The organism is Auraticoccus monumenti (assembly GCF_900101785.1).
In the GTDB taxonomy this organism is placed as follows: domain Bacteria; phylum Actinomycetota; class Actinomycetes; order Propionibacteriales; family Propionibacteriaceae; genus Auraticoccus; species Auraticoccus monumenti.
Map to the genome: position 1 here is coordinate 2,742,309 of NZ_LT629688.1, position 19,995 is coordinate 2,762,303.

Sequence of the window (19,995 nt, forward strand, 5' to 3'; positions counted from 1 at the left end):
GCCCCCTCCCCACGGCGGGGCCCCGATGCGGGATAATGATGGACGTTCCGTTGGACACAGAGATGAGGAATGGCATGGCTGCAATGAAGCCCCGTACGGGTGACGGTCCCATGGAGGTCACCAAGGAGGGCCGCGGAATCGTGATGCGGGTTCCTCTCGAGGGCGGCGGCCGCCTGGTCGTGGAGCTCAACGCCGATGAGGCAGCGGAGCTGGCCGGGGCCCTCCAGGCCGTCATCAGCTGAACCGGACCTGCTGACGCCGGCTCCGCACCCTCGGTGCGGAGCCGTCGTCGTCCCCGGACCCGACCGGGCTCAGCCCCGGTGCCGGGCGAGCGCCTGGCGGTAGACGTCCACGGTCTGCTCGGCGATCGCGGACCAGGAGAACTCCTCGGTGCAGCGCCGCCGTCCGGCCACCCCGTACCGGCGGGCCCGCTCCGGGTCGGCCAGCAGCTCGTTCAGCCGGGCGGCGAAGTCGGCCTCGAAGGCGGCCACCGCCTCGGGGTCGCCGGCCCAGGCGGGGTCGTAGTCGACCAGCAGCCCGGTCTCACCGTCCACCACCACCTCGGGGATGCCACCCACCGCGCTGGCGACCACGGCGGTCTCGCAGGCCATCGCCTCCAGGTTGACGATGCCCAGCGGCTCGTAGACCGAGGGGCAGGCGAAGACGGTGGCGTGGGTGAGCACCTGCCGGACGCTGGCCCTGGGCAGCATGTCCTGCACCCAGATCACCCCGCCGCCGCGGGCCGCCTCGAGCCGGGCGAAGGCCTCGGTGAACTCGGCCGCGATCTCGGGGGTGTCCGGGGCACCGGCCAGCAGCACCACCTGGACGTCGGGGTGCAGCTGCTCGGCCGCCCGGACCAGGTGCACCAGACCCTTCTGGCGGGTCACCCGGCCCACGAACACCACCGACGGGCGGTCGGGGTCCATGCCGAGCCCCCGCACCACGTCGGTGCCGTGGTCGGGGGCGAACTCCTCGGTGTCGATGCCGTTGCGCACGACGTGCACCTTGTCGGGGTCCAGCTCGGGGTAGGAGGCCAGCACGTCGCGACGCATCCCGGCGCTGACCGCGATCACCGCGTCCGCGGCCTGGTAGGCCGTCCGCTCCGCCCAGGAGGAGAGCCGGTAGCCCCCACCGAGCTGCTCGGCCTTCCACGGCCGGTGCGGCTCCAGGGAGTGGGCGCTGACCACGTGCGGCACGTCCAGCAGCAGACCGGCCAGGTGGCCGGCCAGGTTGGCGTACCAGGTGTGGGAGTGCACCAGGTCCGGGGGCGACTGCTCGAGGGCGGCCACCATCGACAGGTCGGCGCCGAAGACGCGCAGCGCGGCGTTCGCCCCGGCGGGGAAGTCCTCGCGGTGGGCCGTCGCCCCCTCCCGCGGCTCCCCGGTGCACTGCACGTCGACCTGGCAGAGGCGCCGCAGCTGCGGCACCAGCTGGGCGACGTGCACCCCCGCCCCTCCGTAGACCGACGGCGGGTACTCCCGGGTCAGCACCGACACCGACAGCGGTGGAGCCTCTGCACTCATGCGGGCATCGTGGCACGCGGACGCGCGGGCGTCAGCAGGTGGGCTTCGCGGGCGAGACGCCACGGCGCGGCTGTTGTGCCCCTGGCCCGCGCTCGCCTAGGTTCTCGAGCATGGCCCGACCAAAGGTGTTGTCGATCGTCCTGGCCGGTGGCGAGGGCAAGCGGCTGATGCCGCTGACCATGGACCGGGCCAAGCCCGCGGTCCCGTTCGGGGGCACGTACCGTCTGATCGACTTCGTGCTGTCCAACCTGGCCAACTCCAACCTCCGCCAGATCGCGGTGCTGACGCAGTACAAGTCGCACTCCCTGGACCGCCACATCTCGCTGACCTGGCGGATGTCGACGATGCTCGGCAACTACGTCACCCCGGTGCCGGCCCAGCAGCGCCTCGGCCCCCGCTGGTACCAGGGCAGCGCCGACGCCATCCACCAGTCGATGAACCTGGTCAACGACGAGGGCCCTGAGTACGTGGTGGTCTTCGGCGCGGACAACATCTACCGGATGGACATCGACCAGATGCTCCAGCAGCACATCGCCTCCGGGCTGGGCTGCACCGTGGCCGCGATCCGGGTGCCGCGCAGCGAGGCGCACGCCTTCGGGATCATCGACTCCGACGCCGAGCAGCGGATCGCGCAGTTCCTGGAGAAGCCGGCCGACCCGCCCGGGCTGCCCGACGCGCCGGAGGAGTCCTTCGCCTCGATGGGCAACTACATCTTCACCACCTCCGCGCTCAAGGAGGCCCTGAGCGAGGACGCCGCGAACCCCTCCTCCCGCCACGACATGGGCGGGGACCTGATCCCCTGGTTCGTGGACCGCGGGCAGGCCCAGGTCTACGACTTCCGCGACAACATGGTCCCCGGCAGCACCGAGGAGGACCGCGACTACTGGCGCGACGTGGGGACCATCGACGCCTTCCACCACGCCCACATGGACCTGGTGTCGGTGAAGCCGGCGTTCAACCTCTACAACGCGGACTGGCCGATCTGGACCTACGTGCCGCAGCAGCCGGGTGCGAAGTTCGTGCTGCGCGGCAACGCCGAGGAGTCCATCGTCAGCCCGGGCTGCATCATCTCCGGCGGCGACGTCGACTCCTCGGTGCTGTCGCCCAACGTCCGGGTGGACAAGTGGGCCAACGTGGAGCACTCGGTGGTGATGGAGCGGGCCCGGATCGGGCGCAACGCGGTGGTCCGCAACGCCATCCTGGACAAGGGCGCCATCATCGACGACGGGGCCGAGGTCGGGGTCAGCCACGAGCACGACCGGGCCCGCGGGTTCACCGTCTCCGACGGCGGCATCACGGTGGTCGGCAAGAACGTCCGGGTCACCGTCTGAGCGGTCCCGGAGCGGTCCTCACCGCCCGGTGCGGACGTTGAAGCGACGAGCCGCGCTGGAGCCCAGCACGGTCAGCGCCCGGACGGTGCGCGAGCCCAGCTTCTCCTCGGCCTCGTGTCCCAGGACCGTGCCGGTGTCCTCGTCAGGGGCGCCCGGCAAGAGCCGGGACACGATCCCCATCGCCCGGCTGGTGGTGCCCGGGACCAGCCCGTGCACCCGGGTCGCGATCTTGGCCAGCACCGTGAGCGTGATCCGCGAGCGTCCGGCCAGGGTCGCGTCGACGATGGCCCGGGCGGCGCGCTCGGCGTCCATCGACAGCAGCGGCAGGGACGCCGCGGGGGCGAACCAGGCGTACTCCGCACCCTGGTCGCCGGTCATCCGTGCCATCTCGTGGGAGCCGGTGCGCATCAGCCCGGGGATCACGGTGGTGGCGGTGACGCCGGTGCCGGACAGCTCCGAGCTCAGCCCCTCGGAGAACCCGACGGCGCCGAACTTGGCCGCGGCGTAGGGGAGCAGGTGCGGCGGGGCGACCACGCCGCCGATGGAGCCGATGGTCCCGATCCGGCCCCGGCGGCGGCTGCGCATGCCCGGCAGCACCGCCCAGGTGAGGTTCACCGGGCCCATCAGCATGGTCTGCACGGCCTCGTCGAAGTGGTCCAGCGTCATCGCCTCGGCCGGGCCGACCTGGATCACCCCGGCCACGGAGAACAGCACCTCGACCGGTCCGTGGTCGCGCTCGAGCTCGCTGACCAGCTCCTGCACCTGGGTCCGGTCGCCGACGTCGACGACGTGCCCGGTCACCCGGCCGTGCACGGAGAGCAGCTCGACGGCGGCGTCGACCTGGGTGCGGGTGCGGGCGCACAGCGCGACCCGGTGCCCGCGACGCAGCAGCTCGCGGGAGATCAGCAGTCCGAGCCCGCGGGAACCGCCGGCGACCAGGGCAAGGGGAGCATCCATGGCGCCGACGCTACGTCACGGCCTCTCAGGGGCGGACGGCCACCAGCACGCCGTCGCCCACCGGGAGCAGCGCGTGGGTCAGGTCCTCGGTCTCGGTGACCGCCTCCAGCGCCTCGCGGATGACGATGGTCTCGTCCTCCTCGTTGCCGGCGTCGGCGGTGCGACCGGACCACAGCACGTCCAGCACCACCAGCAGCCCACCGGGACGGAGCAGCCGCAGCGCCTGGGCGACGTACTCCACGTACTCCAGCTTGTCCCCGCCGACCAGGACCAGGTCGTAGACCCCGTCGCTGAGCCGGGGGAGGACGTCCAGCGACCGGCCGGTGATCAGCCGGAACCGGTTGCTGGTGATGCCGGCGGCCAGCAGGGCGCGTCGGGCGTCGGCCTGGTCCTCGGCCTCGGGGTCGACGCTGGTCAGCACGCCACCCTTGGCCATCCCGGACAGCAGGGCCAGCCCGGAGACGCCCCCGCCGGTCCCGATCTCGACGACGGCCTTGGCCGAGACGGTCCGGGCCAGCAGGGTGAGCAGCGACGCCGTGCCCTGGCTGACCACCTGGCCACCGGAGCGCAGCGCCGCGCGGCGGGCGTCGTCGGCGGTGGGGGACTCCGGCACGAAGGTCTCGGTCCACTCCCACAGTTCGGGGCTGGGTGCGCTGGGGCCGTAGGAAGACTGGGTCACGCGCGACAGCGTAGGCCATCCGGCACGGCGTGGCCGGGCTCCGCGCGGTGGCCCTACGATCACCCCCATGAGTCACACCGTGTCCGCCGAGCTCGTCGCCTCCGTCCTCAAGGTGGGCGTGACGGTCGGCCAGCAGGTGACGGCCGAGGACGAGGTCGTGCTGCTGGAGTCGATGAAGATGGAGATCCCCGTGCTGGCCGAGGTGGCGGGCACGGTGAGCGAGGTCGTGGCCCGCACCGGTGACGTGGTCCGCGACGGCGACCCGCTGGTCGTGATCAGCCCGGAGCGGTCGTGAGCGCCCCCGCGCCCGGCCAGCCGGTCTTCGGCCGGCTGCTCACCGCGATGGTGACGCCCTTCGCCGAGGACGGCTCGCTGGACCTCGACGCCACCCGCGCCCTGGCCCGGTACCTGGTCGACGAGCTGGCCAACGACGGGCTGGTGGTCAACGGCACCACCGGTGAGTCCCCGACCACCACCGACGCGGAGAAGCAGCAGGTGCTGCGCGCCGTCGTGGAGGAGGTGGGCGACCGCGCGGTGGTGGTCGCCGGGGTGGGGACCTACGACCCCGAGCACACCGTGCACCTGGCCGAGCAGGCCACCGACGCCGGCGCCGACGGGCTGCTGGTGGTGACCCCCTTCTACTCCCGGCCCACCCAGCAGGGGCTGCTGGCCCACTTCACCTCGGTGGCCGACCGGACCCGGCTGCCGATCATGCTCTACGACATCCCGCACCGGGCCGGCACCGCCATCGAGACCGACACCCTGATCAGGCTGGCCGAGCACGAGCGCATCGTCGCGGTGAAGGACGCCAAGAGCGACCCGGTGGCCAGCTCGCAGGTGATGGCGGCCACCGACCTCGCCTGGTACGCCGGCGACGACGCCATCACGCTGCCGCTGCTGGCCGTCGGCGCCGTCGGCGTGGTCGGCACCTCGACCCACTTCACCGGCGTCGGGATGAAGGAGCTGATCGAGGCCCAGGTCCGCGGCGACGCCGCCGCGGCGCTGGCTGCTCACCGGCGGCTGCTGCCGGTGATGACCGGGGTGTTCGCCACCCAGGGCTGCTCCATGGTGAAGGCGGCGCTCGCGCTGCAGGGCCACCGGGTCGGTCCGGTGCGGCTGCCCATGGTGCCGCCCACGAGCGAGCAGCTGGACCGCTTCGCCGACCAGCTCCGGGGCGCCGGGCTGCTCTGACCGCCGGCCGACCCGGTCGCGCGGGCCGCGCCCCCGGGCCGGCTGCCCGGCCGTGCTGACCACTCCGGGAAAACCCGTGGCGGGAACAGGCATCCGTGGAGGCGCGTTCTCCGAACTGGTTGTCACAGGGCTCTCCTACACTGGGCACCCGGGCAGTGGACAGCAGGTCCACAGGTTCCGCACAGGCAGGTCGGGCACGGTGGTGACCCGGCTCGCACCGGCGAGCGGCGACGAGAGGGGTGCACAGATGGCGGCATGGCCCACGGTCCGGACCCGGACGCGGTCCGAGGACGCCCCGGCCCGCTCCCGCAGCGCGGAGCCCGAGGGCTGGACGCCCCCCACCTGGGAGCAGGTGGTGCAGGAGCACTCCGGTCGGGTCTACCGCCTGGCCTACCGCCTCACCGGCAACCCGCACGACGCGGAGGACCTCACCCAGGACGTCTTCGTCCGGGTCTTCCGCTCGCTGCACACCTTCCAGCCCGGCACCTTCGAGGGCTGGCTGCACCGCATCACCACCAACCTCTTCCTCGACGGGGCCCGTCGCCGGCAGAAGATCCGCTTCGACGGCCTGGCCGACTCCAGCGCCGAGCGGCTGCCCTCCAACGACCGCGCCCCGGCCGAGCAGCTGGCCGACCTGGCGCTGGACCACGACGTGGCCGCCGCCCTGGCCGCCCTCTCCCCGGAGTTCCGCGCCGCGGTGGTGCTGTGCGACATCGAGGGCCTCAGCTACGAGGAGGTGTCGGAGGTGCTGGACACCAAGCTCGGCACCGTCCGCAGCCGGATCCACCGCGGCCGCGCCCAGCTGCGAGCCGCGCTGGCCCACCGCCAGCCCGACGCCGGCCGCGAGCGCTACCTGGGCGTCGAGGCCGAGGGAGGGGTCAGCCCCTGATGCCGGTACCCGGCTCCCGACCCTGCGGGGTGAGACCCGCCGCGCTGTCCGCCCTGGTGGACGGCGCGCTGGAGCACGCCGAGAGGGAGCGGCTGCTGACCCACCTCGCCGGCTGCCCCGCGTGCCGCCGGGAGGCCGACGAGCTCCGCCGCGTCCGGGACCTGCTCGGCTCCAGCGGCCTGGCCCGCCCGGTGCAGCCGCCCACCCAGCTGTCCCGCCGGCTGGTCGACATCGCCGGTGAGGACGCCGCGTCCCCGTTGTGGACCCGTCCCTTCGACCCCCCGCGCCACGGCGGGTCGGCGCTGCCGATGCGGCACCGGGTGCTGCGCCAGCGGGTCGGTACGGCCAGCGTGCTGGCCGCGGTGCTGCTGATGACCTTCGCCACCGTGGGCTGGAGCGCCGCGCCCGCCGCGAGCACGCCCGTCACCGATCCCGGACCGCGCTCCCAGAGCTCCTTCGGCGCCGCCCTGACGCAGGTGCCGCTGGCCACCGAGGGCATGGCGGCCCTGCTGCTGTCGGGCTCGGCCGGCCTGGAGCGGCTCCGTGAGGACGGCCGACCGGCGTCCGAGGCCGGGGACCTGCGCCGCGACCAGCCGATCACCGCCGACGAGGCCCTGGTGGTGCTGCAGAACAGCGCGATGGCCGGTGCGGTGCTGCCGCGCTCGGGCCGTCAGGACGTCCAGGTGCAGGTCGGCGGAGACGTCGTCCGGGCCTCGGTCGACGTCGCGGTGCAGCCCGGCCAGAGCACCCAGGTCACCGTCTGGTCCGCGGCGGGGGAGCAGGTGGGCGCCGGGTCGCTGGCCGTCCAGGACGCCCCGGCACCGGTGGAGCTGCTGGGCACCCGGCACACGCTGAGCGGGTTCCTGCGCGCCGGCACGGTCGCCGGGCGGGAGGCGTCGGTGGTCGAGGCCCGCGAGGGCGTGGACGTGGTGGCCCGCTGGTGGGTCGACGCCGAGACGGGGCTGCTGCTGCGCACCGAGCGCTACGACGACGGCAGCGGCCGCGCCACCGCGGTGTCGGGCTTCACCAGCGTCGACATCGGCAGCGACACCTTCTCCGTCGCGCTGGCGCCGCGGCTGGCCACCTTCGGCGGCGGCGTGGTCTCCCTGTCCGAGGCACCGAGGCTGTCCGCGCAGGGGTGGTCCTGCGAGGACGAGCTGGGCGGTCTGCCGCTGGTGCAGCTGCGCACCTCCGCGGACGGCTCGCTGCTGAGCGCCTACAGCGACGGCGTGCGGACCGTGGCCGTCGTCCAGCAGCACGGCACGCTGGCGGACCAGCCCGCCGGCTTCGAGTGGGACGAGTCGCTGGCCGCCTGGCGCCGCACCGACAGCCTCCCGGCCCAGCTGGTGTGGCAGAGCGGGGAGCGCGTCATCACCGTGACCACCGACTCCCCGGACGGCACCGTGTGGGACGCCGTCGCGGAGCTCCCGCACGACGAGCCCGAGCACCGCACCGGCGTGGAGCGGGTGCTCGAGGGCTGGCAGCGCATCGGCTCCCTGGTGCTGCAGCGGTGAGCGACCGACCACCCGGCTCCGGGCCGGGCGAGCCGACGCACGAGCCGCACGGGCTGGAGATGTTCTTCGGGCCCCGCCGGGACGACCCCGACCAGACCGACACCGTCGAGATGGCCCGCCTCCGGCCGCGTCCGGACCCGGGAGCCCTGCCACCTCCGGGCCCGGTCCCCGGGTGGGGTCCGCGTGAGGTGTCCGGGCCGGGGGCGCACGGGCGTCCCGACGGCTGGGCCGCCCCCACCGGCGCCCCGCTGGGGCCTGTCCCGCCGACGGGACCGACCGGTCGTGGTCCGCTGCCCCCTCCGCGACCCTCCTGGGCACCCCCGGCCGGCGCCGCACCGGCGACGGCCACCACGCTGCCGCCGGCGCGCCCGACGGGGACCCGGCGCCGCGGGGTGATCGGCGTGGCCGCGCTGACCGCGCTGGTGGTCGGGGGCGCCGCCGGGCTGGGCGGTGCCGTGGTCGGGTCCCAGCTCGCCGCCGGACCGGTGGCGCCCTCGGCGGCGCCGAGCGCGTCCACCCAGCCGACGGTTGCGGCACCGGCTCCGGTCCCGTCGGGCGGTCGGAGCACGCAGCCGGCGGTCGGGGTCGCCGCCGCCGTGCTGCCCAGCACCGTGACCATCGAGTCCGGCAGCTCCACCGGCTCCGGGTTCGTGCTGGGCGACGACGGCACCATCATGACCAACAACCACGTGGTGGCCTCGGCGGCCGAGGACGGTTCCGGGGAGGTCAAGGTGGTCTTCGACGACGGCACCCGGGCCCAGGCCACGATCGTCGGGCGCAGCCCCGGCTACGACCTGGCGGTCATCCAGGTGCAGGACGAGGCGCCGCTGACGCCGGTCCGGATCGGCAGCTCCGAGGGCGTGGCCATCGGCCAGTCCGCGGTGGCCGTCGGCTCCCCGCTGGGTCTCGGCGGCACCGTCACCGAGGGCATCATCTCGGCGCTGGACCGCCCGGTGGTGGTCGGTGGCGGCGCGGACGCCCAGGGTGCCTCGGCCTACATCAACGCCATCCAGACCGACGCCCCGATCAACCCGGGCAACTCCGGCGGCCCGCTGGTCGACGGCGAGGGCCGTGTGATCGGCATCAACTCCGCGATCCTGAGCCTCGGCGCACAGGGCGGTGACGCCCAGGGCGGCAACATCGGGGTCGGTTTCGCCATCCCGATCGACCAGGCGATGGAGATCGGCCGGCTGCTGATCGAGGACGGCGAGGCCACCTACCCGGTGATCGGCGCGCAGGTCCGCACCCAGCCCGACGACTCCGGGGTGCTGCTGGACGAGATCACCCCCGGCGGGGCGGCCGAGCGGGCCGGCCTCCGGCGCGGGGACGTGGTGGCCAGCATCGACGGGGAGCGGGTGTGGGAGACCGTGGAGCTGATCGTGTCGATCCGCACCCACCGACCCGGCGAGACGGTCACGCTCGGGGTCCTCCGCGACGGCCGCACGCGCGAGGTCGCGGTCGAGCTGGAGGGGGAGGTCGGATGAGCCACCGGGCCCCGGTCGGGCGTCCTCGGCGTGCCGCCGCGAGCGATAAGGTCGGATCATGAACCTCAACCCAGCGGAGATCATCGCGCTGGTGATCCTGGGCATCCTGCTGTTCGGACCCGACAAGCTGCCCGACCTGGCGCGCAAGGCGGCACGGGTGCTCAACTACGTGCGCAACATCGCCAACAACGCCCAGCAGTCGATCCAGAGCGAGCTCGGGCCGGGGTTCGAGGACTTCGACATCCGCGACCCCAAGGGGTTCATCCGCAAGAAGATCGCCGACCAGATGGACCCGATCACCGCCGACGTCAAGGGCGAGATCGCCGACACCAAGGCGACGTTCGCCGACACCACCGAGGACCTGAAGAGCGTCCAGGAGGACCTGCGGAACGCGAACGCCGACATCCGCGGCTCCATCACCGGCACCGGGGACACCGCGGCCACCGACCCGGGGTCCGCCGCGCTCAACGGGTCGCGGGTGCTGGCCGGGGCCGGGGCCCCGTTCGACGTCGACGCCACCTGAGCCGACTCCCCGTGCCGTCGGCCGGACCCGGTCGCTGACCGGCCCGGGTGGCCACCAGGGCCCCGAGCACCAGCAGCAGCCCACCGCCGGCCTCGGCCGCGTTCGGCCGCTGGTCCAGCAGCAGCCACGCCGCGCTCATGGCCACCACCGGGACCAGCAGCACCCAGGGGACCACGGTGGCCGACCGGTAGCGCCCGAGCAGGGTGGAGAAGATGCCGTAGCCGACCAGCGAGGCGAGCCCGGCGGTGTAGAGGGTGGAGACCACGGCCTGCCAGGAGATCCCGGCCAGCGCGGCCCCGACCACCGTCGGCCCGTCCGTGACCAGCGAGAGGGCCAGCACCGGCGCGGGGACCACCAGCGCCGACCACACGGTGAGGCCGAGCCCGGACCCGACACCGGCGCTGCGCGTGACCACGTTGCCCACCGCCCAGGACAGCGCCGCCCCGAGCACCAGCAGCAGCGCGGTCAGCGTCACGTCGCCGCCGCGGCCGACGGCGACCACGGCCAGCCCGCCCGAGCCCAGCAGCACCCCGGCGACCTGCGCCGGACGGGGCCGTTCCCTCAGCGCCCCCGCGGCGATCACCACGGTGAGGACCACCTGCGCCTGGAGCAGCAGGGCCGCCAGCCCGGGCGGCATCCCGGCCTGCAGGCCGAGGTAGAGCAGCGCGAACTGACCCAGGGACGTGAACACCCCCACCGCGACGACCACCCGCCAGGGCGCCGCCGGCCGGGGGACCAGGAAGACCGCCGGGACCGCCACCGCGACGAACCGCAGGGCCACGAGGAGCAGCGGGGGCATGTCGGTCAGCCCCCAGTCGATGACCAGGAAGTTGAGCCCCCAGATGAGGGCGACCAGAGCCGCCAGCCACGTGTCGCGCAGAGTCACGGGCCCCAGCCTGTCCGGGTTGATCGTGAAGCACCAGCGCACAGAATTCGATACTTCCTTGTAGCGCTGCTGCATGGTTGGATGGCGACGTGATCGACCTCTCGGCTCTGGTGTCCCTGCGGGCCGTCGACGCGACCGGCTCCGTGTCGGCCGCCGCGGACGCCCTCGGCTACACCCCCAGCGCGGTCTCCCAGCAGATCAAGCGGCTCGAGCGCCAGGCGGGGGTGGCCCTGCTGGAGCGGGTGGGACGCGGCGTGATGCTGACCGGACCCGGGCGCCGGCTGGTCGAGGAGGGTGCGACGCTGCTGCTGGACCTGGAGCAGATCGAGGCCGGGCTGCTGGCCGAGGCGGGCACCGTGTCCGGCCGGCTGCGGGTGACCGCCTTCTCCACCGCGATGCGTGGGCTGGTCGCCCCGGCGGTGGCCACCCTGCTCACCGACCACCCCGACCTCGAGGTCACCCTCACCGAGTCCGAGCCCTTCGAGGCGGTCGACCTCGTCGCCGCGGGGCAGGCCGACGTCGCGGTGGTGCACAGCTGGGGCGACCAGGCGCTGGAGACCCCGGACCACGTCGACCCGGTGCCGGTCGGTCGCGACGTCGCCGACGTGCTGGTCCCGGTCGGTCACCGGCTGGCGGGCCGGACCCGGGTGAGCCCGCACGACCTGGTCGACGAGGACTGGATCGCCACCCCCGAGGGCAGCATCTGCCGGCGCTGGCTGTCCCGGATGCACGACGGCACCGGGCGGCCGCCGCGGATCGCCCACCAGGCGTTCGAGTTCGAGTCCCACGTGGCGATGGTGGAGGCCGGGCTGGGCATCGCGCTGGTGCCCCGGCTGGGACGTCAGCCGCTCCCGCCCGGCGTCGTCGCCGTCGCCGTGCACCGCCCGGTGCCCGAGCGCACCATCACCGCGCTGTCACGTCGCAGCATGGGCTCCAGCCCGGCCGTCCGCGCCGTACTGGACGCGCTGGGCCGGGCCGGTGAGGGCACGCACCCCCTAGCCCCCGCTCCGCGGCGGCTCAGGTGAGCGCCGGCAGGAGGACCTCCCACACGGAGTCCAGGACGTCGCTCGTCGGCCCCGGATGGCTCGCGGTCACGGTGACGCACACCCCCTGCTCGGGCAGCAGGATGCACAGCTGGCCGTGGATCCCGTCCATCCGCCAGGCCCCTGCCCGCGAGCACCCCCACACCTGGAGGCCGTACCGCTCGTTGTCCGGGTGCGGCGCCGAGGCCCCCGTCGCGCGGTGCTCCCCGGTGGCCACCATGTCCGCCGACATCTCGGCCAGGTAGCCCGCCGGCAGGAGCCGGCGCCCCTCGTGAGCACCTCCGTCGAGGAGCACACGTCCCACGCGCGCCAGCTCCTCGGTGCGCAGCTGCAGGCCCACCGCGCCGAGGGAGAACCCGAGCGGGCAGCGCGACCACTGCGGGTTGCCGATCCCCAGCGGGGCGAACAGCCGTGGCCGCAGGTAGTCGCGCAGGTCCTCCCCGGTGCACGCGTGCAGCACCCGGCTCAGCAGGTACGTGCTCGCCCCCCGGTAGGCGAACGAGGCTCCTGGCTCCGCCGAGAGCGGTGCAGCCAACGCCTCCGCGGCCGGGTCCCCGGGGTGGTCGGCGTCCGGGTCGCTCCAGCGCCAGGTGATGCCCGACGTCATGGTCAGCAGGTGCCGGATCGTGATGGCCTCGGTGCCCGCGGCCGCCGTCCGGACCAGAGCCGGCAGGTGGTCCAGAAGGAGGTCGTCCAGCCCCAGCCGCCCCTCGGCCTCAGCCAGCCCCACCGCGAGGGAGGTGATCGTCTTCGACACCGAGTAGAGGTCGCGTCGGACGTCGATCGACCAGCTCCGGACCACGGGCGACCCACCCGGGCGGTGGATGTGGACGCCGTGCAGGCTGAGGCCACGTCCGCCGAGGCCCCGCAGCGCCTCGTCGAGCTCCTCGTCGCTCACCATCCGGCGAGCGTCGAGCCTCGTGGCTCAGCCGCGGGGGTGGGCTCCTGCAACGCCACGCCGTCGGAGTCGTGCCACGGCACCCCCGACCACGGGAGCCGCTTCCGCCACCGCAGCAGGTCACCGGTGATCGGGCTGACCAGGTCCTCCACGTCAGTCGTGGAGCAGGAGCCCGTGCCTGAGCTGCTCCCCTCGGGACCACCCTCTGCGGCCCACCAGAACTCGCCGTGGCCATCGTCGCCCAGGACGTGCACCAGGTACACCTGCGCGGTCATGACAGGGATCCTCGCACGCCGGTGCGCGGTGAGCGCGTGACCGCCGTGACCCGAGCCCGTCGGGCGGGGGAGCAGCCGGCGGCTGAGACGGCTGATCAGCGACCAGCGGGGCTGAGTCCCAGCTGGAGCCCCTGCAAGGGGCGGTTGCGCCGGCCCAGCCGGACGGCCAGGTCCCGCAGGGCCTCCCCGGCACCACCCGGCACCTCGTCGGCCACCACGGGGGAGCCCTCGTCGCCGCCGAGCCGCAGCGCCGGGTCCAGCGGGACCTTGGCCAGCAGCTCGACCTCGTAGCCCAGGCGGGTGGTGAGGGTGCGGGCCACGTCCTCACCGCCCCCGGTGCCGAAGACGTCGTGGGTGTGGCGCTCGCCGCAGTGCGGGCAGGCCACCGACAGCCCGGACATGTTCTCCACCACGCCGATCACGCGCTGGTTCATCATCGAGGCCATGGTGCCGGCGCGCTCGGCCACCTCCGCGGCCGCCTGCTGCGGGGTGGTCACCACCAGCACCTCCGCGTTGGGCAGCTTCTGCCCCAGCGAGATGGCCACGTCCCCGGTGCCCGGGGGGAGGTCGATCAGCAGGTGGTCCAGATCGCCCCAGTAGACGTCGGCCAGCATCTGCTGCAGGGCTCGGTCGAGGATGGGTCCGCGCCAGGCCACCACCTGGTCCCGGCGGGGCTTGAGCATGCCGATGGAGATGACCTTCAGCCCCATCACCGGGACCGGCATGATCATCTCCTCGATGGAGGTGGGGCGGGCGTCGGCCACCCCGAGCATCGCCGGCACCGAGTGGCCGTAGATGTCGGCGTCCAGGACGCCCACGCTCTGCCCGCTCTGGGCCAGCGCCAGGGCCAGGTTGACCGTCAGCGAGGACTTGCCCACCCCGCCCTTGCCGGAGGCGATGGCCAGCACCCGGGTGAGGTTGTCGGCCCGGGCGAAGGGGATCTCCCGGCTGGTCTGGCCGTTGTTCAGCAGGTCCTTCAGCCCGGCCCGCTGCTCCGCGCTCATCACGCCGAGCTCGACCGCCACGGTCGCCACCCCGGGGACGCCCGCCGCGGCGGCGGTGACCTCGCGGGTCAGGGTCTCCTTGAGCGGGCAGCCGGCGATGGTCAGCAGCACCTCGACCCGGACGTGGGAGTCGGCGTCCACGTCGACCGAGGCCACCATGCCGAGCTCGGTGATGGGGCGCTTGATCTCGGGGTCGTCCACCCGGGCCAGGGCCGCGTAGAGGGCTGGCAGCAGGGGGTGGTCGGGGGTGCGCGAGGCGAGGTCTGTCACCTCGTCAGCCTACGCGCGCCCCCGGGGCGAGGCCGAATCCAGCGGGGTCCCGGGACGGGGCCGACGGCGCTCCGGGCGCCGCTGGGTGCCCTCCCGGGGCGGTTCGCCGCCGTCCTCGTCGTCCAGCTCGGCCAGCAGCGCCCGCAGCTCGCCGCGGATCTCGTTGCGGATGAAGTCGCGGGTGGCCAGCTCGCCCACCGACATCCGCAGGCTGGCGATCTCGCGGGCGAGGTAGTCGGTGTCGGCGCGGGCCTGCGCGGCCTGCCGGCGGTCGGCCTCGGTGGTGATCCGGTCCCGGGCCTCCTGCCGGTTCTGGGCCAGCAGGATCAGCGGGGCGGCGTAGGAGGCCTGCAGCGAGAGCAGCAGCGTCAGGAAGATGAAGGGGAAGTAGTCCGGGGCGTTCTCCGGGCCCGCCATCACGTTGCCCACGATCCAGAGCACGATGATCACCGTCATCCAGGCCAGGAAGCGCGCGGTGCCCATGAAGCGGGCGAATCCCTCGGCGAAGGCGCCGAAGGCGTCGTTGTCCACCCGGAACCGGGGGAGCCACGAGCGCCGTCGCGGTCCCGGGGTGTTCAGTCGTTCAGCGGAGCTGGGCCGGGTCGCCATGACGGGCACCTCCCTCGGTGTCGGTGGTCTGGTCGCGCAGGTCGTCATCGACCGGCGCGACGCCGTCCATCTGGTCCCCGCGCCAGTCCTCGGGCAGCATGTGGTCCAGCACGTCGTCCACGGTGACCGCCCCGAGCAGGTGCGAGCCCTCGTCCACCACCGGCGCGGAGACCAGGTTGTAGGTGGCGAAGTACCGGCTCACCTCGGCCAGGCTGGCCGTGGCCTGCAGCGGCTCCAGGGTCGAGTCGATCAGCCCCGAGACCAGCAGCGACGGCGGCTCGCGGAGCAGCCGCTGGATGTGCACCCCGCCGACGAAGGCCCCGGTCGGGGTCTCGTGGGGGCTGCGGCAGACGTAGACCATGCTGGCCAGGGCCGGGGTGAGGTCCTCGTCGCGGACCAGGGCCAGCGCGTCGGCCACCGTGGCGTCGGTGGCCACGATCACGGGCTCCGGCGTCATCAGACCACCGGCGGTGGACTCCTCGTAGCGGAGCAGGCGGCGGACGTCCTCGGCGTCGTCGGCCTGCATCTCACCGAGCAGCCGCTCCGCCAGCTCCGGGGCCAGCTCGGCGATCAGGTCGGCCGCGTCGTCGGCGTCCATCTCCTCCAGCACGTCCGCGGCCCGCTCCATGTCGAGGGAGGAGATCAGCTCGACCTGCTCGTCCTCGGGGAGCTCACCCATCGCGTCGGCCAGGGTGTCGTCGGACAGCGCACGGACCACGTCGGCCCGTCGGGCCGGGGTCATGTCGTGCAGCTCGCGGGCGATGTCGGCGGAGTTCATCTCCTCCAGGTCGGCCACCATCTGCTCGGTGTCCTGCGCCCCCGGCCCGGCGCCGAAGACGATGTCGCGCCAGCTGACGATGGTGCTGTGGCCCCGGCGGCGGAAGCGGGAGCGGGCGGCCTCGCGCAGGGCGACCTCCGCGACCTCCCAGTCGCGGTTGCGGACCTGGCGGACGGAGACGTCGAAGACCACCTGCGGCTCGCGCTCGCCACGGCGGGTGACCGAGCGGTCGACCAGGTCCTCGATCACCAGCGTCTCGGAGTCGCGGCGGGAGAACCGGCGGGTGTTGACCACGCCGGAGATGACCACCTGCACCGCGTCGATGGAGTGCACCCGCAGCATCGGCACGAAGATCCGGTACTTGGCGAACAGCTCGATCACCAGCCCGCGCACCCGCGGGGCCTCGGTACCCGAGCGCACCGACACCACGACGTCGCGCAGCTTGCCGATCTGGTCGCCGTCGGAGTCGACGACGCGCAGACCGCGGATGCGCGAGACGAAGATGGAGGTGCTGCTCACGCGGTGAGCCTATCGGCCGGGGCCGGTGGACGAGCACGCGCTAGTTTTGGGGCATGGCCATGTCTCAGCCCCAGATGGGCTCCCTGTTCCAGCTCGAGTTCCCCCAGTCGGTGCGGGTCTACGAGAAGTACGAGCTGGCCCAGAAGGCCGTGGACCACCTCTCGGACCAGAAGTTCCCGGTGGAGAACCTGGCCATCGTCGGCACCGACCTCCGTTCGGTGGAGCGGGTGACCGGGCGGCGCACCTGGCGCACCGTGCTGCTGCGCGGGGTGACCGCGGGCATCTCGATGGGTCTGCTCTTCGGTCTGCTGGCGATGCTGTTCCTGCAGCCGCCCAACGCGCTGGTGCTGCTGCTGGTCTCGGTCGTGCTGGGCATCGCGCTCAACGTGGCCATGCAGGCGGCGGCCTACGCGGTCAGCGGCGGTCGGCGGGACTTCGAGTCGATGAGCCAGACCGTCGCGACCAAGTACGAGCTGCTCTGCGAGCACAAGGTCGCCCAGCAGGCCCGTGACCTGCTGGACCAGATGCCCGGCGAGCGGGCCCGCGCCTTCGAGTGAGCGGGGCCCGCGCGCGGGTCAGCGACCGAGCAGCGGGGCCATCCAGGCCTCGACCTCGTCGGGGTCGCGCGGCAGCGCCGCGGACAGGTTCTCGTTGCCGTCGGCGGTGATCAGGATGTCGTCCTCGATCCGGACGCCGATGCCGCGCAGCTCCTCGGGCACCAGCAGGTCGGTGCTCTTGAAGTACAGCCCGGGCTCGACGGTGATCACCATGCCCTCGGCCAGCACGCCCTCGCGGTAGTTCTCGGTGCGGGCCTGGGCGCAGTCGTGGACGTCGATGCCCAGGTGGTGCGAGGTCCCGTGCACCATCCAGCGGCGGTGCTGGCCGCCGTCGGGGCCGACGGACTCCTCGGCGCTGACCGGCAGCAGCCCCCACTCCTCGAGCCGCCGGGCGATGACGTCGATGGCGGCGCGGTGCACGTCGGAGAACGTGGTGCCCGGCCGGGCCACCGCGATCGCCGCCTCCTGGGCCTCCAGCACCACCTGGTAGACGCGGCGCTGGGCCTCGCTGAACCTCCCGCTGACCGGCAGGGTGCGGGTGATGTCGGCGGTGTAGAGGGTGTCCAGCTCGACCCCGGCGTCCAGCAGCAGCAGGTCGCCCTCGCGCAGCTCGCCGTCGTTGCGGATCCAGTGCAGGGTGTTCGCGTGGTCCCCGGAGGCGGCGATGGTGTCGTAGCCGACGGCGTTGCCGACGTGGCGGGCGTGCAGCCCGAAGACCCCCTCGACCCAGCGCTCGCCGCGCCCGCGCCGCACCGCCTCGGGCAGGTCGGCCACCACGGCCTCGAAGCCCTCCGCGGTGGCGGCGCAGGCCTCGCGCATCTGCTCCACCTCGAAGGCGTCCTTGACCAGCCGCAGCTCGCTGAGGGCCACCGCCAGCTCGGCGTCCGAGACCGCGGACTCCTCCTGGCCCAGGGACTCCCGCAGCTGGTCCACCTGCTCGGTCAGTGCCGGGTCGGCCTCCCGCAGCACCCGCAGCCGCAGCGAGTCCGCGTCCTTGGCCAGCGCCTCGGTCAGCTCACCGACCGGCGCGCAGCGGATCCCGGTGCGCTGGGTCATCTCCTCCAGCGAGTCACGCTGGCCCACCCACATCTCGCCGTAGCGGGCGTCGGCGTAGAACTGCTCGGCCTCGCGCGGGGCGCGGGGCATGAAGTACAGCGTCGGCTCGTGGCCGTCGTCGGTGGGCTCCAGCACCAGCACGGCGTCCGGCTCGCGGTCGGTGCCCAGACCCGTGAGGTGGGCGAAGGCGGAGTGCGGGCGGAACCGGTAGTCGGTGTCGTTGGAGCGCACCTTGAAGCCGCCGGCCGGGACCACCAGGCGCTCACCGGGGAAGAGCGCGGAGACGGCGGCGCGGCGGGCGACGGCGGGTGCGGCCGCCGGCAGCTGCTCCTTCGGTGTCGCGTCGTAGGGGGCCCACCCCTGCGGGATGAAGGCGCGGAAGGCGTCGGAGAAGGGGATCTTCCGGCTGGGGCTCTGCTGCTGCTCTTCGCTCACCCTGGGCATTCTGCCACCGACGGCGGGCCGCACCCCGTGCACCGGGGACCCCTACAGTGAGGCCCGTGGCTGCTACGACCATCGAGATCGCGCCCCGCCTGTCGGGCTGGGACGCCGCCGCGCTGGCCGACCGCCTCGGCCTGCGTCCTGACGACGCCGCCGAGACCGCCGTGCTGCTGGAGGAGCTCCGCGGCGACGACGCGGCAGGAGAGCGGCTGACCCCGCTGGTGGCCGCGCTGGTGGACGGGGTCGGGGACTTCCGCTCCGACGCACCGCCGGTCTTCGGGCTCACCCCCGACGGCTCGGACCACCGCTCGTCCGCGCTCGGCCGGACGGTGACCGGTGGGCTGGCGGTGGCCGCGCTGGTGGCCGCGACGCCGGAGGTGCTGGCCTTCCACGCCGCGCACGGGATCGACGAGGAGCAGGGCTGGCGCTCGCTGTCCGACCTGGGCCAGCAGATGTGGGTGCACCGCCGCACCTACGGCGACCTGGGGCTGCACACCGAGGGCTGGCTCACCTGCGCCTGGTCCGGCGCCCTGCACTGGCTGGGCCGGCTGCAGCTCAACCTGCGTCCGCTGACCGACGACGAGGGCGTCGAGCACCCGGCACGGTGGCAGCTCTCGGTGCACATCCCCGAGGCCGGCCCGCTCGACCCGGCCGCGGTGGACGACTCGCTGCGGCGGGCCGCGGCCTTCTTCGCCGTCCACCACCCCGACCACCCGGCCGAGGAGCTGCACTGCTCGTCCTGGCTGCTGGACCCCACGCTGGCCGAGGAGCTGCCGGGCTCGAACCTGGCGGGCTTCCAGCAGCGCTGGCGGCTCAACGGGCGCACCCACCCCGGCAACGAGGACGCGCTCTTCTTCACCTTCCGCCGCCGCGGCGAGGTCGACCTGACCGCGCTGCCGCAGGACACCCGGCTGCAGCGGCTGGTCGTCCGCCACATCACCGAGGGGCCCGGCTGGGTCTCCGCCGAGGGGACGGCCCCGCTGCCGTCGGAGGAGGCACGATGACCGAGCTCTACCTGGTGCGGCACGGGCAGACGGAGTGGAGCCGCGACGGCCGCCACACCGGCTCGACCGACATCGAGCTGACCGAGCAGGGACGGGCCGAGGCCGAGCTGCTGCGTCCGCGGCTGGCCGAGCTGTCCTTCGACCTGGTGCTGTCCAGCCCGCTGCGCCGGGCGCTGGACACCGCCCGGATCGCCGGCTTCGACCCCGACCGGGTGGAGGTGACGGAGGACCTGGTGGAGTGGGGCTACGGCGACTACGAGGGCATCACCAGCGCCACGATCCGCGAGACCGACCGGGGGTGGACCGTCTGGACCCACCCCAGCCCGGGTGGGGAGACCGCCGCGCAGGTGACCGAGCGGCTGGGCCGGGTGATCGAGCGGATCCGCGCCAGCGGGGTGGAGCGGGTGCTGTGCTTCGGCCACGGGCACGCGTCCCGGGCGCTGACGCTGCTGTGGCTGGGGCTGGACCTGACCCGCGGGGACTCCTTCCCGCTGGAGACCGGCCGGCTGAGCGTGCTGGGGCAGCACAAGGAGCAGCCCGCCCTGATCGCCTGGAACAGCTGAG

22 protein-coding genes are annotated in these 19,995 nt (G+C 73.8%); 12 read left to right on the forward strand and 10 right to left on the reverse strand.

Going from position 1 to position 19,995, the window contains the following annotated elements; all coding sequences use genetic code 11:
• Positions 1 to 74: 74 nt before the first annotated feature.
• Complete coding sequence (locus tag BLT52_RS12750; protein ID WP_090596720.1) at positions 75 to 242, forward strand: DUF3117 domain-containing protein; 168 nt, start codon at positions 75 to 77, stop codon at positions 240 to 242.
• A 69-nt stretch (positions 243 to 311) separates the two neighbouring features.
• Here the strand turns inward: BLT52_RS12750 and glgA are convergent, their stop codons facing one another.
• A complete protein-coding gene (gene glgA, locus BLT52_RS12755; protein WP_090596722.1) occupies positions 312 to 1,502 on the reverse strand; it encodes a glycogen synthase in 1,191 nt (396 codons plus the stop codon).
• 131 nt (positions 1,503 to 1,633) lie between these two features.
• On the opposite strand from glgA, the gene glgC reads away from it, so the two are divergent.
• Positions 1,634 to 2,854, forward strand: coding sequence for a glucose-1-phosphate adenylyltransferase (glgC, locus tag BLT52_RS12760; protein WP_090594106.1), 1,221 nt, complete (start codon positions 1,634 to 1,636; stop codon positions 2,852 to 2,854).
• 18 nt (positions 2,855 to 2,872) lie between these two features.
• Here glgC and BLT52_RS12765 read toward each other — a convergent pair whose 3' ends face one another.
• Both BLT52_RS12765 and BLT52_RS12770 read right to left on the reverse strand, forming a co-directional pair.
• Positions 2,873 to 3,811 carry an SDR family NAD(P)-dependent oxidoreductase gene (locus tag BLT52_RS12765; protein ID WP_090594108.1) on the reverse strand — a complete coding sequence of 313 codons (939 nt, stop codon included), beginning with the start codon at positions 3,809 to 3,811 and terminating at the stop codon, positions 2,873 to 2,875.
• Positions 3,812 to 3,836: 25 nt separating this feature from the next.
• Positions 3,837 to 4,490 (reverse strand): O-methyltransferase, encoded by a 654-nt coding sequence (locus BLT52_RS12770; protein WP_231946299.1) that lies wholly within the window; start codon positions 4,488 to 4,490, stop codon positions 3,837 to 3,839.
• Between the two features lie 67 nt (positions 4,491 to 4,557).
• Between BLT52_RS12770 and BLT52_RS12775 the strand changes: the two genes are divergently transcribed.
• The 6 genes from BLT52_RS12775 to BLT52_RS12800 all read left to right on the forward strand — a co-directional run bounded on the left by BLT52_RS12775 (position 4,558) and on the right by BLT52_RS12800 (position 10,091).
• On the forward strand, positions 4,558 to 4,785 hold the full coding sequence (locus BLT52_RS12775; protein ID WP_090594112.1) for a biotin/lipoyl-binding carrier protein: 228 nt from the start codon (positions 4,558 to 4,560) through the stop codon (positions 4,783 to 4,785).
• On the forward strand, positions 4,782 to 5,681 hold the full coding sequence (dapA, locus tag BLT52_RS12780) for a 4-hydroxy-tetrahydrodipicolinate synthase (protein ID WP_269457554.1): 900 nt from the start codon (positions 4,782 to 4,784) through the stop codon (positions 5,679 to 5,681). The genes BLT52_RS12775 and dapA overlap by 4 nt, the downstream gene beginning before the upstream one ends.
• Positions 5,682 to 5,928: 247 nt before the next feature.
• The gene (gene sigE / locus BLT52_RS12785) at positions 5,929 to 6,570 is read left to right on the forward strand and encodes an RNA polymerase sigma factor SigE (RefSeq protein ID WP_090594114.1); all 642 of its coding nucleotides are present in this window, start codon (positions 5,929 to 5,931) and stop codon (positions 6,568 to 6,570) included.
• Between the two features lie 29 nt (positions 6,571 to 6,599).
• Complete coding sequence (locus BLT52_RS12790) at positions 6,600 to 8,084, forward strand: zf-HC2 domain-containing protein (protein WP_172804039.1); 1,485 nt, start codon at positions 6,600 to 6,602, stop codon at positions 8,082 to 8,084.
• Positions 8,081 to 9,568 (forward strand): S1C family serine protease, encoded by a 1,488-nt coding sequence (locus tag BLT52_RS12795; RefSeq protein ID WP_090594117.1) that lies wholly within the window; start codon positions 8,081 to 8,083, stop codon positions 9,566 to 9,568. Before BLT52_RS12790 ends, BLT52_RS12795 begins: the two co-directional genes overlap by 4 nt.
• Positions 9,569 to 9,626: 58 nt before the next feature.
• On the forward strand, positions 9,627 to 10,091 hold the full coding sequence (locus BLT52_RS12800) for a Sec-independent protein translocase subunit TatB (RefSeq protein ID WP_090594118.1): 465 nt from the start codon (positions 9,627 to 9,629) through the stop codon (positions 10,089 to 10,091).
• Here BLT52_RS12800 and BLT52_RS12805 read toward each other — a convergent pair.
• On the reverse strand, positions 10,033 to 10,977 hold the full coding sequence (locus tag BLT52_RS12805) for an EamA family transporter (RefSeq protein ID WP_090596725.1): 945 nt from the start codon (positions 10,975 to 10,977) through the stop codon (positions 10,033 to 10,035). The genes BLT52_RS12800 and BLT52_RS12805 overlap by 59 nt on opposite strands.
• 89 nt (positions 10,978 to 11,066) lie before the next feature.
• On the opposite strand from BLT52_RS12805, the gene BLT52_RS12810 reads away from it, so the two are divergent.
• On the forward strand, positions 11,067 to 12,002 hold the full coding sequence (locus tag BLT52_RS12810) for a LysR family transcriptional regulator (RefSeq protein ID WP_090594120.1): 936 nt from the start codon (positions 11,067 to 11,069) through the stop codon (positions 12,000 to 12,002).
• On the opposite strand, the gene BLT52_RS12815 is transcribed toward BLT52_RS12810, so the two are convergent.
• From BLT52_RS12815 to BLT52_RS12835, 5 genes are all read right to left on the reverse strand, one after another.
• Positions 11,995 to 12,921 (reverse strand): serine hydrolase domain-containing protein, encoded by a 927-nt coding sequence (locus BLT52_RS12815; RefSeq protein WP_090594122.1) that lies wholly within the window; start codon positions 12,919 to 12,921, stop codon positions 11,995 to 11,997. The two genes, BLT52_RS12810 and BLT52_RS12815, sit on opposite strands and share 8 nt — an antisense overlap.
• The gene (locus tag BLT52_RS12820; RefSeq protein WP_090594124.1) at positions 12,915 to 13,193 is read right to left on the reverse strand and encodes a hypothetical protein; all 279 of its coding nucleotides are present in this window, start codon (positions 13,191 to 13,193) and stop codon (positions 12,915 to 12,917) included. The genes BLT52_RS12815 and BLT52_RS12820 overlap by 7 nt, the downstream gene beginning before the upstream one ends.
• A 95-nt stretch (positions 13,194 to 13,288) precedes the next feature.
• Complete coding sequence (locus BLT52_RS12825) at positions 13,289 to 14,467, reverse strand: Mrp/NBP35 family ATP-binding protein (RefSeq protein ID WP_197679032.1); 1,179 nt, start codon at positions 14,465 to 14,467, stop codon at positions 13,289 to 13,291.
• A gap of 9 nt (positions 14,468 to 14,476) precedes the next feature.
• Positions 14,477 to 15,076: a DUF1003 domain-containing protein gene (locus tag BLT52_RS12830; protein ID WP_090594125.1), complete on the reverse strand. Its 600-nt coding sequence runs from the start codon at positions 15,074 to 15,076 to the stop codon at positions 14,477 to 14,479.
• On the reverse strand, positions 15,051 to 16,373 hold the full coding sequence (locus tag BLT52_RS12835; RefSeq protein ID WP_090594127.1) for a magnesium transporter MgtE N-terminal domain-containing protein: 1,323 nt from the start codon (positions 16,371 to 16,373) through the stop codon (positions 15,051 to 15,053). The genes BLT52_RS12830 and BLT52_RS12835 overlap by 26 nt, the downstream gene beginning before the upstream one ends.
• 53 nt (positions 16,374 to 16,426) lie before the next feature.
• On the opposite strand from BLT52_RS12835, the gene BLT52_RS12840 reads away from it, so the two are divergent.
• Positions 16,427 to 16,930, forward strand: a complete 504-nt coding sequence (locus BLT52_RS12840) for a general stress protein (protein ID WP_090594128.1) — start codon at positions 16,427 to 16,429, stop codon at positions 16,928 to 16,930.
• A gap of 18 nt (positions 16,931 to 16,948) precedes the next feature.
• On the opposite strand, the gene BLT52_RS12845 is transcribed toward BLT52_RS12840, so the two are convergent.
• Positions 16,949 to 18,430 carry an aminopeptidase P family protein gene (locus BLT52_RS12845; protein ID WP_090594129.1) on the reverse strand — a complete coding sequence of 494 codons (1,482 nt, stop codon included), beginning with the start codon at positions 18,428 to 18,430 and terminating at the stop codon, positions 16,949 to 16,951.
• Between the two features lie 56 nt (positions 18,431 to 18,486).
• Between BLT52_RS12845 and BLT52_RS12850 the strand changes: the two genes are divergently transcribed.
• Positions 18,487 to 19,431: an acyltransferase domain-containing protein gene (locus BLT52_RS12850; RefSeq protein WP_090594131.1), complete on the forward strand. Its 945-nt coding sequence runs from the start codon at positions 18,487 to 18,489 to the stop codon at positions 19,429 to 19,431.
• Positions 19,428 to 19,994: a histidine phosphatase family protein gene (locus BLT52_RS12855; protein ID WP_090594132.1), complete on the forward strand. Its 567-nt coding sequence runs from the start codon at positions 19,428 to 19,430 to the stop codon at positions 19,992 to 19,994. Before BLT52_RS12850 ends, BLT52_RS12855 begins: the two co-directional genes overlap by 4 nt.
• Position 19,995: the final 1 nt, after the last annotated feature.